General features: G+C 69.9%; 14 protein-coding genes and 1 pseudogene. 7 read left to right on the top strand and 8 right to left on the bottom strand.

The genetic code is table 11. The features are described 5' to 3' along the window. The first annotated feature begins 22 nt into the window (after nucleotides 1–22). The gene (locus tag BLW75_RS20000) at nucleotides 23–1,447 is read left to right on the top strand and encodes an FAD-binding oxidoreductase (protein WP_167373509.1); all 1,425 of its coding nucleotides are present in this window, start codon (nucleotides 23–25) and stop codon (nucleotides 1,445–1,447) included. Here BLW75_RS20000 and BLW75_RS19995 read toward each other — a convergent pair. Genes BLW75_RS19995 through BLW75_RS19985 form a run of 3 tightly spaced genes read right to left on the bottom strand, consistent with a single transcriptional unit; the run spans nucleotide 1,444 to nucleotide 4,523 of the window. Further along, nucleotides 1,444–2,889: an aldehyde dehydrogenase family protein gene (locus BLW75_RS19995; protein WP_034304419.1), complete on the bottom strand. Its 1,446-nt coding sequence runs from the start codon at nucleotides 2,887–2,889 to the stop codon at nucleotides 1,444–1,446. The genes BLW75_RS20000 and BLW75_RS19995 overlap by 4 nt on opposite strands. Nucleotides 2,890–2,907: 18 nt before the next feature. Next, entirely contained in the window at nucleotides 2,908–3,942 is a 1,035-nt protein-coding gene (locus BLW75_RS19990; protein ID WP_034304422.1) for a zinc-dependent alcohol dehydrogenase family protein, read from the bottom strand. A gap of 44 nt (nucleotides 3,943–3,986) precedes the next feature. Beyond that, a complete protein-coding gene (locus tag BLW75_RS19985) occupies nucleotides 3,987–4,523 on the bottom strand; it encodes a DinB family protein (RefSeq protein ID WP_034304423.1) in 537 nt (178 codons plus the stop codon). A gap of 126 nt (nucleotides 4,524–4,649) precedes the next feature. Between BLW75_RS19985 and guaA the strand changes: the two genes are divergently transcribed. Next, a complete protein-coding gene (guaA, locus tag BLW75_RS19980; protein ID WP_016331177.1) occupies nucleotides 4,650–6,206 on the top strand; it encodes a glutamine-hydrolyzing GMP synthase in 1,557 nt (518 codons plus the stop codon). 177 nt (nucleotides 6,207–6,383) lie between these two features. On the opposite strand, the gene BLW75_RS19975 is transcribed toward guaA, so the two are convergent. After that, a complete protein-coding gene (locus tag BLW75_RS19975) occupies nucleotides 6,384–6,617 on the bottom strand; it encodes a hypothetical protein (RefSeq protein ID WP_034304426.1) in 234 nt (77 codons plus the stop codon). Beyond that, the gene (locus tag BLW75_RS19970) at nucleotides 6,610–7,881 is read right to left on the bottom strand and encodes a PspC domain-containing protein (RefSeq protein ID WP_034304429.1); all 1,272 of its coding nucleotides are present in this window, start codon (nucleotides 7,879–7,881) and stop codon (nucleotides 6,610–6,612) included. Before BLW75_RS19970 ends, BLW75_RS19975 begins: the two co-directional genes overlap by 8 nt. Before the next feature lie 110 nt (nucleotides 7,882–7,991). On the opposite strand from BLW75_RS19970, the gene BLW75_RS19965 reads away from it, so the two are divergent. The 3 genes and pseudogenes from BLW75_RS19965 (at nucleotide 7,992) to BLW75_RS19955 (ending at nucleotide 10,430) form a co-directional block, all read left to right on the top strand. After that, nucleotides 7,992–9,347, top strand: a complete 1,356-nt coding sequence (locus BLW75_RS19965) for an ATP-binding protein (protein WP_091597916.1) — start codon at nucleotides 7,992–7,994, stop codon at nucleotides 9,345–9,347. Between the two features lie 40 nt (nucleotides 9,348–9,387). Continuing rightward, complete coding sequence (locus tag BLW75_RS19960) at nucleotides 9,388–10,062, top strand: response regulator (protein WP_005165099.1); 675 nt, start codon at nucleotides 9,388–9,390, stop codon at nucleotides 10,060–10,062. After that, nucleotides 10,063–10,430, top strand: a pseudogene (locus BLW75_RS19955) (DUF4345 domain-containing protein). A 77-nt stretch (nucleotides 10,431–10,507) separates the two neighbouring features. Here the strand turns inward: BLW75_RS19955 and BLW75_RS19950 are convergent. Beyond that, nucleotides 10,508–10,852 (bottom strand): hypothetical protein, encoded by a 345-nt coding sequence (locus tag BLW75_RS19950; protein WP_034304433.1) that lies wholly within the window; start codon nucleotides 10,850–10,852, stop codon nucleotides 10,508–10,510. After that, nucleotides 10,849–11,790 carry a DMT family transporter gene (locus tag BLW75_RS19945; protein WP_034304436.1) on the bottom strand — a complete coding sequence of 314 codons (942 nt, stop codon included), beginning with the start codon at nucleotides 11,788–11,790 and terminating at the stop codon, nucleotides 10,849–10,851. The genes BLW75_RS19950 and BLW75_RS19945 overlap by 4 nt, the downstream gene beginning before the upstream one ends. Before the next feature lie 102 nt (nucleotides 11,791–11,892). Between BLW75_RS19945 and BLW75_RS19940 the strand changes: the two genes are divergently transcribed. Together BLW75_RS19940 and BLW75_RS19935 are read left to right on the top strand one after the other, a co-directional pair. Next, nucleotides 11,893–12,825, top strand: a complete 933-nt coding sequence (locus BLW75_RS19940) for a LysR family transcriptional regulator (RefSeq protein ID WP_034304439.1) — start codon at nucleotides 11,893–11,895, stop codon at nucleotides 12,823–12,825. A 70-nt stretch (nucleotides 12,826–12,895) separates the two neighbouring features. After that, nucleotides 12,896–13,564 carry an alpha/beta hydrolase gene (locus BLW75_RS19935; protein WP_034304442.1) on the top strand — a complete coding sequence of 223 codons (669 nt, stop codon included), beginning with the start codon at nucleotides 12,896–12,898 and terminating at the stop codon, nucleotides 13,562–13,564. Here BLW75_RS19935 and BLW75_RS19930 read toward each other — a convergent pair. Continuing rightward, the gene (locus BLW75_RS19930) at nucleotides 13,561–14,589 is read right to left on the bottom strand and encodes a serine/threonine-protein kinase (protein WP_034304444.1); all 1,029 of its coding nucleotides are present in this window, start codon (nucleotides 14,587–14,589) and stop codon (nucleotides 13,561–13,563) included. The two genes, BLW75_RS19935 and BLW75_RS19930, sit on opposite strands and share 4 nt — an antisense overlap. Nucleotides 14,590–14,597 lie beyond the last annotated feature (8 nt).

The following is a 14,597-nucleotide window of genomic DNA, read 5'->3' as shown; positions in this document are numbered from 1 at the left end:
GTCCGCTGGGCGTCTAACGGGCATGGAGAGAAGGGCGTTCCTCAAGCTCGCCGGCGCGACCGTGGCCGGGGCGGCCGCGACGGCGTGCTCCGCCGCGCCTCCGGCCCAGGCACCCAGCTCCGCGCCGGGTACGTCGTTGCCCCCGAGTACCGGCGTCGCTCCGCCGGACTGGGCGGCGCTGCGGAACAAGGTTTCCCTGCTCCTGCCGGGAGATTCCGGCTACGACAACGCCAAACGCGTGTTCAACCCGGCCTTCGACGGGCTCGAACCCGCCGCCATCGCGAAATGCGCCAAGCCCGAAGACGTGCAGGCCGCTGTTTCCGCCGCCGCGCGACGGGTTCCCATCGCGGCGCGCAGTGGTGGGCACAGCTACGCAGGCTACTCGGTTCCCGACGGTGGCTTGATGATCGACCTCGGCGGAATGTCCTCAGTGGACGTTCAGGGAGACCGCGTCGTGATCGGTGCGGGCGCGAAGCTGAAGGACGTCTACGCGACGCTGGGCGCCGCGGGCCGGTGCCTGCCCGCGGGTTCCTGTCCCAGCGTCGGGATCGCCGGGCTGACACTCGGTGGCGGAATCGGTGTCCTCGCCAGGAAATACGGCCTCACCTGTGATCATCTGGTGTCCGCGCGGGTCGTCACGGCGGACGGGGAAATCCGGACGGCGTCGGCGGATTCCGAACCCGAATTGTTCTGGGCGTTGCGTGGCGGGGGAGGCGGGAACTTCGGTGTGGTCACCTCGTTCACCTTCCGCACCGATCCGGCGCCTTCGGCCGTTTCGGTGTTCTCTTTGCATTTTCCGGCGGGTAGTGCGAAGGACATCCTCGCCGAATGGCAGCGCTGGCTGCCCGAAGCGCCGCCTGAGTTATGGGCGAATGTCGTGCTGTCGGGAGGTTCTCCGGTCGGTGTGCGGATTTCCGGTTGCCATGTCGGGGATTCGGCATCACTGACCCGGCTGCTCGACAAGATCGGCGGGACACGGATGATGAAGCAGCTCGACTACCTTGGCGCGATGAAGTACTTCTCCGGCAGCGAGAACCGTCAGTCCTTTGTGGCCTCATCGCGGATTCTCGGTGAACCGGCGGATCCCGCGAAACTGACGTCGATCCTCAATGGCAGACGCGGAATGGACCTGCTGATCGACGGTCTCGGTGGTGCCGTCGCCGACATCGCCCCGGACGCCACCGCGTTCTGGCACCGGAAAGCACTCGGAAGCGTGCAGATCTACAGCCAGGCGGACGCTCGTAACCGTTCCGCGGCAACGGATTCCGTCGCGGAGGTGGTGTCCGGTCTCGGGCTGGGCGGGGGCTACGTCAACTACATCGACCCCGCACTTCCCGACTGGATGACGGCCTACTACGGCGGCAACGCCACCCGCCTCAAGCAGGTGGCGAAGACCTACGACCCGGACAAGGTGTTCGGCTTCGCGCAGGCCGTCACCCCGGACTAGAGGTCGATTCCGGTGAAGACGGTGACTCGTTCCTCGGTGAGGTCGTGCATCGCGGCGAGGACGCCCTCCCTGCCGACGCCCGACCCCTTGACGCCGCCGTAAGGCATCTGGTCCGCGCGGTAGCTCGGGACGTCACCGATGATCACGCCGCCGACTTCGAGTTCCGTCGACGCGTAGAAGGCGAGATGCACGTCGCGGGTGAACACTCCGGCCTGCAAGCCGTAGGCGGATTCGTTGACCGAAGCGAAAGCCTCGTCGACACCGTCCACAAGGGACACAGCGAGCACCGGACCGAAGATCTCCTCGGACCAGGCCTTTGTGGACGGTGGTACGTCGGTGAGCACGGTCGGCTCCACCGTCGCGCCGTCCCGCTTGCCGCCGGTGAGGATCTTCGCGCCCGCGGCGACGGCCTCGTCGATCCAGGCGACGATCCGCTCCGCGGCGGCCTCGTCGACGACCGGGCCGACGTCGGTGTTCTTGTCGTACGGGTCGCCGGTTCGCTGTGCCCGCACGGCTTCCACCAAGGCGGGTACGAATTCCTCGGCGACTTCGCGTTCGACGATCACGCGCTGCACGGCGATGCAGGACTGCCCGGCCTGGTAGTTGCCGAAGGTCGCGATGCGTTCCGCGGCACCTTCGGGATCCGGCCAGTCGCGGAGCACGACGGCGGCCGCGTTGCCGCCGAGTTCGAGCACGACGTGCTTGCGCGGCGCGGCGTCCGCGATCGACCAGCCGACCGGACCCGAACCGGTGAACGACACGACCGGCAGCCGAGGATCGGCGACCAGCGCCGACGTCTCCTCGTTGCCGAGCGGCAGCACCGAGAACGCGCCTTCCGGCAGATCCGTCTCGGCCAGGATCTCGCCGAGGATCAGCGCGGACAACGGTGTGCGCGGGGCGGGTTTGACGATGATCGGCGCGCCGACCGCGAGCGACGGCGCCACCTTGTGCGCCACCAGGTTCAGCGGGAAGTTGAACGGCGCGATGCCCAGCACCGGGCCGCGCGGGATGCGCCGGGTGAGCGCCAGTCTGCCCTCGCCCGCCGGGTCGGTGTCCAGGCGCTGCAGGTCGCCACTGAACCGGCGGGCCTCTTCGGCCGCGATCCGGAACACCGACACCGCGCGCCGGACCTCTGCTTCGGCCCACTTGAGCGGCTTGCCGTTCTCGGCGGTGATGACCTCGGCGATCTCCTCGGCCCGGCCGGCGATGACCCGCGAAACGTGGTCGAGCGCGGTGGCGCGGCTGTGCGCCGAGGAACGCCGGAACTCCTTCGCGACGCTCGCCGCCGCGCTCACCGCTCGTTCGACCTGCTCCGGTCCGGGCACCGCGACGGTGGCGACTTCGCTGCCGTCGTAGGGGTGATGCACGGTGATCGTCGAAGCGCCCTGCTCGGGGCGTCCGGCGATCCAGGCGGGGCGCGGCTCCGGGGTGATCATGTCCATGGGGACAAGGTATTCCAGTCAGGGTTTGACGAGCACCTTGAGCGCTTCGCGGTCCGCCATCGCGCGGTAACCGTCGGGGACCTCTTCGAGCCCGATGGTGCGGTCGAAGACCCTGCCCGGCCGGTACTTGGCCTCGACGACGTCTTCGAGCAGTTCGGGGATGTAGTGGCGGGCGGGGGCCACGCCGCCGGTGACGGTGATGTTGCGGCGGAAGAGCGCGGGGCCGATCGGGCCCTCGGCGTACTGCGGCACGCCGACGCGGCTGACCGTGCCGCCGGGGCGGACGGCGCCGATGCCCATCTCGAAGGCGGGCTTCGTGCCGACGCATTCGAGGACGGTGTGCGTGCCTTCGCCGTTTGTCAGCTCTCGGACCTGCTCGATGCCTTCGTCGCCGCGCTCGGCTACGACGTCTGTCGCGCCGAACTCGCGGCCGAGGTCCGTGCGGGTCCGGTGGCGACCCATCAGGATGATGCGCTCGGCTCCGAGGCGCCTCGCCGCGAGAACCGCGGAGAGACCGACGGCGCCGTCACCGATGACAGTGACGGTGGTGCGTTCGTTCACCCCCGCTTTGACCACCGCGTGATGGCCGGTCGCGAACACGTCGGACAGCGTGAGGAACGAGGCGAGGAGGTCGTCGTCCTCCGTGTGCGGCAGTTTCACCAGCGTGCCGTCGGCCTGCGGGACGCGGACGGCCTCGCCCTGGCCGGCGTCGACGCCCTTCGCGCCCCAGTTGCCGCCGTGCAGACAGGAGGTGTGGAGGCCTTCGCGGCAGAACTGGCACGTGTTGTCGGAGTAGACGAAGGGCGCGACGGCCAGGTCTCCCGGCTTGAGCGTGGTGACGTCGGAGCCGACGGCCTCGACGACGCCGAGGAACTCGTGCCCGATCCGGACGCCGCGGTCGCGCGCGGGCATGCTGCCGTACGGCCAGAGGTCGCTGCCGCAGATGCAGGAGCGGACGACGCGGAGGAGGGCGTCGGTCGGTTCGCTCAGCTTCGGGTCCGGGACGGTCTCGACGCGTACGTCACCGGCGCCGTAGATGAGTGTCGCTCGCAAGACGGTTCCTTTCCTCGGCTGGCCCCAGTATGGGCGCGTCGCGTTTAGCCCGCTAAACGCGATCTGTGGAGGTCGCGGAGCAGGAGGACCTCGGCGCCGTGGTGGATGGCCTCGCGGTTGATGTGCAGGACGAGCGCCGCGAGCGGGTATTCCGCGTACGGGCCCTCGGCCTCGCCGCAGGGGCGCTGGAGGTCTTCGGCGGTGAGGCCGCGGACGCCGTCCCGCCAGCGCGCGTAGGCGTCGTCGAGCTGCTTCAGCGCTTCTTCGGCGGAGCCCGCGTAGGGGAAGGTCTGGTAGTCGGCGGGCGGGCCGCCGAAATGCGACGCGGACCGCATCGCGAACACGCCGACGATGATGTGGGCGAGGCGCCACGCGATCGTCGTCACCGGTGGCGGAGACGGCTCCGGATACGCCCAGTCGATCGTGAAAGCACCGTTCTCGCCCGGGCGGATCGTCCAGCAGTCCTCGACGGGTTCCCAGAGGTATTCGTCGTCGCCGAGGGTGTCCAGCCGGGGCCGGAGATGCTGTGTCCAGTGCCAGTCGAGCTGTTCGGAGAGTTCCTTGCTCCAGTCGATGTCCATGTCCCGGACGTTAGGACGCCTCGCGGTCATCCGCTGTCCTGAATCGTGAGGGGGTTGGCGGCGAGGTGACCCGGCCCACCTGGGACGATGGTGGGGAAGCGTACTGCTCTGATCTGGAGGTTTCAGGTGCCCAGTCCCACCGGTCCGGTACTCGTCGTGGACTTCGGGGCGCAGTACGCGCAACTGATCGCGCGGCGCGTGCGTGAGGCGCAGGTCTACTCCGAGGTCGTCCCGCACACCGCCACCGCCGAGGACATCCTCGCCAAGGACCCCGCCGCGATCATTCTTTCCGGTGGTCCTTCCAGCGTGTACGCGGAGAACGCGCCCGCCCTCGCCCCCGGACTGGTCGACGCGGGCGTGCCGATCCTCGGTATCTGCTACGGCCACCAGGTGCTCGCGCAGGCCCTGGGCGGGACGGTCGAGCCGACCGGGATCCGCGAGTTCGGCCGTACCGAAGTCCGCGTCGCCGGCGAGGGCGGTGTCCTGCACGCGGGTCTCCCGAGCAACCAGCCCGCCTGGATGAGCCACAACGACAGCGTCACCAAGGCTCCCGAGGGCGCCACCGTGACCGCTTCGAGTGACGGCGCCGCCGTCGCCGGGTTCGAAGACGTCGAGCGCCGCTTCGCCGGCGTCCAGTACCACCCCGAGGTGCACCACTCGCCGCACGGCCAGGAGGTGCTTCGCCGCTTCCTGCACGACATCGCGGGCATCAAGCCGCAGTGGACGACGTCGTCCATCGTCGACGACCAGGTCAAGCGCATCGCCGAGCAGGTCGGCGACGGCCGGGCGATCTGCGGGCTGTCCGGCGGCGTCGACTCCGCCGTGGCCGCCGCGCTGGTCCAGCGGGCCATCGGTGACCGGCTGACCTGCGTGTTCGTCGACCACGGACTGCTGCGCTCCGGCGAGCGCACCCAGGTCGAGCGCGATTTCGTCGCCGCGACCGGGGTGAACCTGGTGACCGTCGACGCGCGCGACCGGTTCCTCGACGCGCTGGCCGGGGTCACCGACCCCGAAGAGAAGCGCAAGATCATCGGGCGCGAGTTCATCCGCGTGTTCGAGCAGGCCGAGCGCGACCTCAAGGCCGAGGGTGACTACAAGTTCCTGGTCCAGGGCACGCTGTACCCGGACGTCGTCGAGTCCGGCGGCGGCGAGGGCGCGGCCAACATCAAGAGCCACCACAACGTCGGCGGGCTGCCCGACGACCTGCAGTTCGAGCTCGTCGAGCCGCTGCGCCTGCTGTTCAAGGACGAGGTGCGGCGCGTCGGGCTGGAGCTCGGGCTGCCGGAGACGATCGTGCAGCGGCAGCCGTTCCCCGGCCCGGGGCTCGGGATCCGGATCATCGGCGCCGTCGACGCCGAGCGGCTCGAGACGCTGCGCGCGGCGGACGCCATCGCGCGCGAAGAACTCACCGCGGCCGGACTGGACGGCGAGATCTGGCAGTGCCCGGTGGTGCTGCTTGCCGACGTCCGCAGCGTCGGCGTGCAGGGCGACGGGCGGACCTACGGGCACCCGATCGTGCTGCGGCCGGTGTCGTCCGAGGACGCCATGACCGCGGACTGGACGCGGCTGCCGTACGAGGTGCTGGAGCGGATCTCGACCCGCATCACCAACGAGGTCGCCGAGGTGAACCGAGTGGTCCTGGACGTCACGTCCAAGCCGCCGGGCACCATCGAGTGGGAGTGACCGACTCCGGCCCGGACCTGCGTTTAGCCCCCTAATCGCGATCTGCCGCCTTTGGGCACCCAGGCGACCGGATCGCGATTAGGGGGCTAAACGCAGGTCGGCCCGGGGCGGCAGCAAGGCGAAGGCCCCGGCGAGGGGCCGGGGCCTTCGGAGTGGAGTGGATCGTGGGCGGCGCCGCTAGCGGCGGCTCTTGCGCAGCGAAGCGGCGAGCAGCAGGACGCCGACGAAGATCGCCCCACCCGCCATGACCCACCGGAAGTCGAACTGCGGGAGCCACGAGGCGCCGTCCGAGAGAACGTAAGCCGACACCAGCAGCGTCGCGATCCCGACGAACAGGGTGATGGCGTCCACCCCGCGCTTCGCGGGCTGCGACGACTGGGTCTGCGTGCTGTCGTAGTCGTACTCAGCCACGACGCACCTCCACGTTCCCGACACCGTTCTCGACCTTCACAGTGATCTTCTGTCCAGTGGTGCCCGGCGACGTGAAGTCGACGACCTCCTCACCGACCCCCGAGCGCGACTGGCCTAGGCAGTCGATGTCGCCCGCGCCCGTCTCGCAGGAGACCTTCACTTCGGCACCCGCCGGCACGAGCACCGTCGAGTTGCCCGCCCCGAGGGAGACCTTCGTGCTCACCGACGCGCCGGCGGGCAGCTTGGTCAGGTCGACGTCGATGTTTCCCGCGGAGCGGTGATACTCCGGGAGCACCTCGGACGCCTGGACGGGCGTCGCCTTCAGGTCGCCGACGCCGCCCTTCACGGAGAAGTTCTCGAACGGGACCGTGGTCAGCGCCATCCCGACGATCGCCAGCGGCACCGCCAGCCCGATCAGCCCGCGGCCGCCGCGGACGAACGAGCCGGCCACCAGCCCGATGCCGACCACACCCAGGGTGAGCCCGACGACGTGCTGCGGGGTGAACCACGCCTCGCCGTCCAGGCCAAGAACGGTGCCGACCCCGGCCACCAGCACGGCGATCCCGAAGGTCGCGGCACCGATCTTCGATTTCCGACCGCGAGGCGCAGGCGGCGCGGGAGGCGGCGGAGGAGTCTGGGGCGGCAGCCCACCCGAGGGCGAAGCGTTCGGCAGGTCCCAAGCCGACGGGTCGGCCGCGAGCGGGTCCCAGCCGCCCTCGGTCGCCGTCGAGGTGGAGGCCGCCGATGCCGACGCCATCGAGAACGCGGCCGTCGGATAAGCCGGAGCGGGCATCGTCGGCCGGTTGAACTGACCGCGGTTGCGGTGCAGCAGGTACAGCGCGACGGCCATCAGCGCGAACCCGATCAGGCCGGTGCCGTCGGTCATCCAGCCGCCGCTCAAGGTCCAAGTGAGACCCGGGAACAGCAGGATCAGCAGCAGCACCGCGAACGCCGGCGAGCTCGACGCGCGCCCACGGCCGATCAGGCTCTCGAACGCGGAAACGGGATCGCCCTCCTGCGGCAGGAACAGCCAGCCCAGCAGATAGACGAAGACACCGAAACCACCGAACACGGTCGCCGCGACCAGCGCGACCCGGACCACGGTCGGGTCGATGCCGTACCGGTAGCCGATGCCGGCGGCCACGCCGGCGAACTTGCGGCCCGCCACCGGGCGGACCGGCCTGCTCCGCCAGAAATCCTTGACGGTCTCCTCGAAGCCGGCCGCGGGGCCGCGCTTCGGAACCTGTGTCTCACTCCCACTCATGCCACAAAGAATGCGCCCCGGCGGGCCCCGCCACATCCGGGAACGTCCCTGAGGTTTCCCCCAGCGGGAAGAGTCAGGGGTTTCCCCGATGGATCGGTACCCCACTCCGTGTGACCATGGAGAACGTGCAGGAATCCGCCCCCAAGGACCTCGCCGGACCGGTGAAGCCGACGATCATCGAGCGCCCGCCGGTGCCCGTCGCCGGCAGCCTGTCCCCGGCACCGTTCGAGCCGCCCAAGATGTACCGCCGCCGCTCCGGCCGCGCCATCGCGGGTGTCGCCGGCGGCCTCGCCGACCACCTCGGCGTCAAGGTGCTCTGGGTCCGGACCGCGTTCGCGTTGCTGGCCGCGCTGAACGGCGTCGGTCTGCTCGCGTACGGCTTGCTCTGGGTGTTCGTGCAGCAGCAATCCGGTGAGGTCGAGCCGGAGAAAGCCGCGCCGAAGGAGAAGCAGCAGGCTTTCGGCCTGATGGCGCTGGGTGTCGGCCTCGCCGTCGCCAGTGGCACGCTGACCGGTTTCATCAGTGGCTGGGTCGCCATTCCGCTGGCGCTGGCCATGATCGGCGCGGCCGTCGTCTGGCGCGAGGCCGACGAGTCGCAACGCCGTCGCTGGCGTCTCGGCGCCAAGGGCGGCGTCGCCACGGCGTTCCTCGGCGGTGGTGGCTGGTCGGCCGCGATCCGCGTGGTCGCCGGGGTCGCGCTGGTGATGACCGGTATCGGTGTCGTCGTCCTGGAGAGCGGCAGCATCGACCAGGTCAAGTTCGCGCTGGTCGCCGTGATCGCGACGCTGTTCGGGGTGGCCGTGCTGACCGTCCCGTTCTGGCTGCGCCTGGTCCGCGACCTGTCCGACGAACGCATGGCCCGCATCCGCACCGACGAACGTGCCGAAATCGCCGCTCACCTGCATGACTCGGTCCTCCAGACCCTCGCGCTGATCCAGAAGCAGGCGGAATCGCCGCGCGAGGTCGCTCGGCTCGCCCGCGGTCAGGAACGCGAGTTGCGCGGCTGGCTGTACGGGCCGTCGGGATACGGCAAGAGCAAGAAGACCGAGGAAGAGGCCATCAGCGGTCAGCTGTCCGAAGTACTCGCGGCCGCGTGCGGCGAGGTCGAGGACGCGTTCGCGATCTCGGTGCAGCAGGTCGTCGTGGGGGAGGCCACGCTGAACGAACCGCTGACCGCGCTGGTCCAGGCGGCACGCGAAGCGATCGTCAACGCCGCCAAGCACGCGGGTGTCGACGAGGTCAGCGTGTACGCCGAGGTCGAGCCGACGGCGGTGACGGTCTTCGTACGCGACCGGGGCAAGGGGTTCGACCCCGACGTCGTGCCGAGCGATCGGCACGGTCTCGCCGATTCCATCCGGGGACGGATGGAGCGGCACGGCGGGAAGCTCAAGCTTCGTACCGCGCCGGGTGAAGGAACCGAGGTCCAGCTGGAGATGCCGGTCAAGGCGGGGAAGGGCGCGGCGTGAGGTCGCTATGCTCACGGGACAGGGCGAGCGAGGGAGCATCGTGACGGAGAACCAGCAGACGCGGGAGCCGGTCAAGGTCTTCCTCGTCGACGACCACGCGCTCTTCCGCGCGGGTGTGCGCACCGAACTGGACTCGATCACCGACGACGTCCGCGTGGTCGGTGAGGCGGGCTCGGTCGCCGAAGCGGTCGCGGGCATCGCCCGGACCAAACCGCAGGTCGTGCTGCTCGACGTGCACATGCCGGACGGCGGCGGCGCCGAGGTGCTGCGCCGGGTCCGGCCGGAACTGCCGGACGTCGTGTTCCTCGCGCTGTCGGTCTCCGATGCGGCGGAGGACGTGATCGCCGTGATCCGCGCGGGGGCGCGGGGGTACGTCACGAAGACGATCTCGTCGAAGGAACTCGTGCGCGCCGTCGTGCGGGTCTCGGACGGGGACGCGGTGTTCTCGCCGCGGCTGGCCGGGTTCGTGCTCGACGCGTTCGCCGACCGGCCGGGTTCCGCGCCGATCAGCGACCCGGATCTCGACCTGCTGACCCCGCGTGAGCGTGACGTGCTGCGGCTGCTCGCGCGCGGGTACGCGTACAAGGAGATCGCGTCCGAGCTGTTCATCTCGGTGAAGACCGTCGAGACGCATGTGTCGAGCGTGCTGCGGAAGACGCAGCTTTCGAACCGATACGAGCTTTCGCGCTGGGCTTCCGACCGGCGTCTCGTCTAGGTGGCGCCTGTTCTCATCGGCCTGGTGGCCGTGTTCTTCCTGGGGATGGGCTGCTCGGGCTCGCCGCGCCGAAACGGCTGATCCGGCCGTTCGGCATCTCGTTGGAGTCGGCGACGGCGCGAACCGAGGTGCGCGCGGTGTACGGCGGCTTCGGCGTGGCTGTCGCGGTGCTGCTCGGGTTCGCGGCTTTCGACGTCGGCGGGATCCAGCGGGGCGCAGCGATCGCGGTGGCCGTCGCGCTCGCCGGGATGGCCTTCGGGCGGCTGGTCGCCCGGTTCGCGGAGCGGCCGGAGTGGTTCTATCCGAGCTGGCTCTACTTCTGGGTCGAGATCGTTCTCGCCGCTCTGCTCATCGTCGCGACCCTCTGACCTGCGTTTAGCGGGCTAAACGCGATCCGGCGAGCCCCCAGGCCCCACCGCATCGCGATCAGCCCGCTAAACGCAGGTCAGCGGAATTCGTGGGTGACCTCGATCTTCCCCACGATGTGCGTGTTGAACTCGGTGAGGTCTTCGGCCGGGACCCAGAGCTCCAGGATCGTCTTCCCGCCCGCCTGCTGGACGGGGTACCGCTCGACGAACGCGGTCTCGACCTCGAACCGCGTCACGAAGCCCGCGCCGTCGTAGCGCACGTTCCAGTCACGGGCGATCTTGATCGCGTAGTCCTCGTTCAGCACGGGGTAGAAGATCGGCTGCTCCGGCAGCCGCGGCGGCCACTCGCGCCAGCCCGACTCGCGGACGAGGTCGAGCTCGACGGGGCCGGTGGGACGCCACAGCGTCGTCGTGTCCGTCATGGCGCGACCTTATCGGCGGCGGCGAAAGGGCGCTCGACCTGCGGAGTGGTAGCAAAGGTCCCTTGCTCCCTCGGGCGGAGCCGGGTCAGCGCGACCCCGCCCAGCACGACGACCATCCCGGCGATCACCCGCAGGTTCAGCGGCTCGGCCAGGAACACCGCCCCCAGCAGCACCGAAACCACCGGCAGCAGGTAGCCGACGATCGACGCCGCGACGGCGCCCTCGCTCGCGAGGAGCTGGTAGTTCAGCGCGAACGCGATCCCGGTCGACCCGATCCCCAGGATCACGACCGCGACGACCGCTCCGGTGCTCAGGTTCACCGGTTCGAACCCGCCCATCGGCATCGCGAGCAGCAGGAACCCGGTCGCCAGCAGCATCTGCCCACCGGCCAGCGACAGCGGCGAGTCACCGGTGCCGGTGAGGTACTTGCCCTCGTAGACGAACGCGAACCCGTAACTCGCGGCTGCCGCGAGGCACGCCAGCGCACCCCAGCTGAGCAGTCCGGACGCCTCCCACGGCGCGAAGATCAGCAGGATCCCGGCGAGCCCGACGACGAGCCCGGTGACCCGCACCGCGGTCATCTTCGTCCGCGCGCCCATCATCGGCGCGGCCAGCAACACCCACAACGGCGTCGTCGAGTTCAGCACCCCCGTGATCCCGGAGTCGACGGTCAACTCACCCCACGCGAACAGCAGGAACGGCAGCGCGTTGTGGAAGAACGCCGCGACGGCCAGATGTCCCCAGATCCGCCGCCCGGACGGCAGCCGGTCCCGGCCGAGGTAGCAGAGCCCGATCAGCACCGCCGCGCCGAGCGCCACCCGCGCCAGCACCAGCTGCACCGGCGAGAACGCGCCGAGCCCCAGTTTGATCCAGAAGAAACTCGATCCCCACATGAGCGCCAGCGCGCCGATCCTCAGCAGGGTCTTCGTCTCGCCCACCCCAGTCCTCCTTAAGTGCCTGGCCCAGCTTCGCCGCGCCGACGCGTAAGGACAAGCGAAAATAACTGCAGGAAGCCTTAAGAAGAACTGTAAGATCGGGGCATGCTGGACGTCCGCCGCATGCAGGTCCTCCGAGCCGTCATCAGTAGCGGTTCGATCACCGCCGCCGCCCGGAATCTCGGCTACACACCTTCCGCGATCAGCCAGCAATTGTCCACCCTGGAAAGGGAAGCGGGGGTCGAACTGCTCGAGCGCGTCGGCCGCGGCGTGCGGCCGACACCCGCCGGTTCACTGCTGTCCGAGCACGCGGAAACGCTGAGCACCCAGCTCGCGAAGGCCGAAGCCGCGCTCACCGAACTCAAGGAAGGCCGCACGGGCAGGCTCGCGATCCGCTACTTCGCCACGGCGGGTGCCTCGCTGGTGCCCTTGGCCGTCGCCGCGCTGCGCCGGGAGTTCCCGGGCGTCCGCCTCGACCTGAAACTGGTCGAGCCCGACGATTCGATGCCCGAGATCGAGTCGGGCAAGGCCGACGTCGCGATGATCGTGCTCCCCAGCAGCACTCCCCGGGTCAAGGGGGTCGAGTACGTCCACCTGCTCGACGATCCGTACCGCGCGATCCTGCCGAAGAACCACCGGCTCGCCCGCAAACGCGTCCTCGATCTCGGCGAACTCGCCGAGGATCCGTGGGTCGGCGTCGACGGTCTCCCCGGCGCCTGCCGCGACATCCTGCTCGACGCCTGCGGCGCGGCCGGATTCGCCCCGAACCATGTCGTCGAATCCGAGGATTACCAGACGGCACAAGGATTCGTGGCCGCCGGGCTCGGCGTCGCGCTGATTCCGGAACTCGGCCTCGGCGCCCCGCATCCCGGCGTCGCCATCCGCAAGGTCCGCCGTCCGGATCCGGTGCGGTCCATCCACGCCGCCGTGGCCGCGCACGCCAGGGAACACCCCGCGGTGCGGCGGTTCCTCGGCGCGATCCGCGAAGGGGCCGGACAGGTAAGCGGGAATGGCCGAGTGGGCACGAAAACCGGCTGAGCTTGAACAGCCGCGACGGCGGCCGACAACCTGGCAGGGAAGCCACAATCCCGCCGGCGAAAGGACTTCCGTGCGTCCCCTGATCGTCCTGCACGGCTCATGGCACCAGCCCGCTCATTTCGACGACGTCGTCGAACGCCTCCGCCGGGACGGCGTCGAGGTCACCGTCCCCGACCTCGGCGGGCGCCCGATCGCCGAAACCACCCGGACCGTCCAGGAAATCGTCGACAAGGCGGCCGAGCCGCCAGTGGTGCTCGCGCACTCCTTCGGGGGCCTGACCGCCAGCGGGCTCCAAGGGGCCTCGCATCTGATCTACCTGGCCGCGATCGTCAGCGAGCCGGGTGAAACCGCGCAGTACTGGATCGAGCGGACCAGAGAAGAAACCGGACGCGAACCCCGGCAGCTGCCCTTGACCTTCGACGACCAAGGCCTGACCCATCTCGATCTCGCCGTCGTCCGCGAGGCCCTGTACGCCGACTGCACGGACGCCGTCGCCGAACGCGCCACGGCACTGCTGCGTCCCGAGCCCGTCACGATCTTCGACGAGTCGCCGGAAGGCTCGGCGTGGAAGGACACCCCGACCACGTACGTCACCTGCACCGAAGACCGGGCGCTCGTCCCGGAAATGGTCGTCCACTTCGCCGGACGCTGCGAGACGACGGTGACGTGGCGGGCGAGCCACAGCCCGTACCTCAGCCGTCCGGTCGAACTGGCGGAGCTGGTCCTCGAGCGGCTCTAAATCAGGAACAGTTCCGCGAACAGCACACCGATGAGGATCGCCGCCACCACGGCGCCCGCCCTGATCAACCACTTCCGGGTATCCGGCGACTTCGCCGCCACCGGCGCGGCGGGAGCGTACTGCTGCGCCGGTGGCGCGTACTGCGGCTGCGGCGGCTGATACTGCTGGGGCTGGTGCTGGGGGAACTGCGGAGCCTGCTGCATCGGCATCGGCATCGAGGCCGGAACCGTCGGCATGGCAGGCGCGGTCGGCGGGATGAACGCCGTCTGCCGCCCCTCGGTGATCGCGTTCAGGGAGCGCACGGTGTCGGTCATCGTCGGCCGCGCGTCCGGCTCCGCCCGCAGCATCTTGCGCAGTGCGCCGGCCAACGGCCCGGCGGTCTGCGGCGGCCGTTCCGAGGACTCGCCGTCTTCACCGAACGGCGGCACCCCCTCGACGGCCGTGTACAGCGTCGCGCCCAGCGAGAACACGTCGGAGGCCGAAGTCGCCGGTTCGCCGCGCGCCACCTCGGGCGCCCGGTACGCGGGGCTCGGGCCACCGCCGGTGATGCCGATGTCGGTGAGCTTCACGCCGCCGTCGTCCGCCAGCAGGACCGTGCCAGGTTCGACGGTCCGGTGCACCACCCCGGCCTCGTGCATCGCGGCCAGCGCGCGGCCGAGCACGATGCCCAGCCCGGCGGCCTGTTCCGCGGTCAGCCTGCCGTGCTCGGCGAGGAAGGTCGCCATCCCGCGAGACGGGATGTACTCCATCACCAGCCACACGTCCGGCCCGTCGGGCAGCACGTCGTACACCTTGATGGCGGTGGCGTGCTCGAACTTGGCCGCGTCCTTGCCTTCTTGGACGACGACGGCCTTGGCCTGCTCCGCCCGGTCCGGCGGCAGGCCGACGGGCAGGTACATGCGCTTCATCGCGACCGTGCGCAGCAGGCGGGTGTCGAACGCCAGCCACACGATGCCCGCCCGGCCACGCCCGATGGGCTGGTCCAGGCGGTACCGGCCGCCGACGATGGAACCTTCAGAACTCAATTGCAGCC

The sequence above is a fragment of the Amycolatopsis lurida genome (genome assembly GCF_900105055.1).
GTDB classification, from domain to species: Bacteria; Actinomycetota; Actinomycetes; order Mycobacteriales; family Pseudonocardiaceae; genus Amycolatopsis; species Amycolatopsis lurida.
The sequence above is the reverse complement of the archived record's forward strand: the minus strand, read 5'-3'. Positions and strand labels throughout refer to the sequence as shown.

Coding starts and splice junctions, on each gene's coding strand:
- BLW75_RS19970 (WP_034304429.1), bottom strand. CDS start 7,881: ATGAGTGGGAGTGAGACACAGGTTCCGAAGCGCGGCCCCGCGGCCGGC.
- BLW75_RS20000 (WP_167373509.1), top strand. CDS start 23: ATGGAGAGAAGGGCGTTCCTCAAGCTCGCCGGCGCGACCGTGGCCGGG.
- BLW75_RS19950 (WP_034304433.1), bottom strand. CDS start 10,852: ATGACGGACACGACGACGCTGTGGCGTCCCACCGGCCCCGTCGAGCTC.
- BLW75_RS19995 (WP_034304419.1), bottom strand. CDS start 2,889: ATGGACATGATCACCCCGGAGCCGCGCCCCGCCTGGATCGCCGGACGC.
- BLW75_RS19940 (WP_034304439.1), top strand. CDS start 11,893: ATGCTGGACGTCCGCCGCATGCAGGTCCTCCGAGCCGTCATCAGTAGC.
- BLW75_RS19985 (WP_034304423.1), bottom strand. CDS start 4,523: ATGGACATCGACTGGAGCAAGGAACTCTCCGAACAGCTCGACTGGCAC.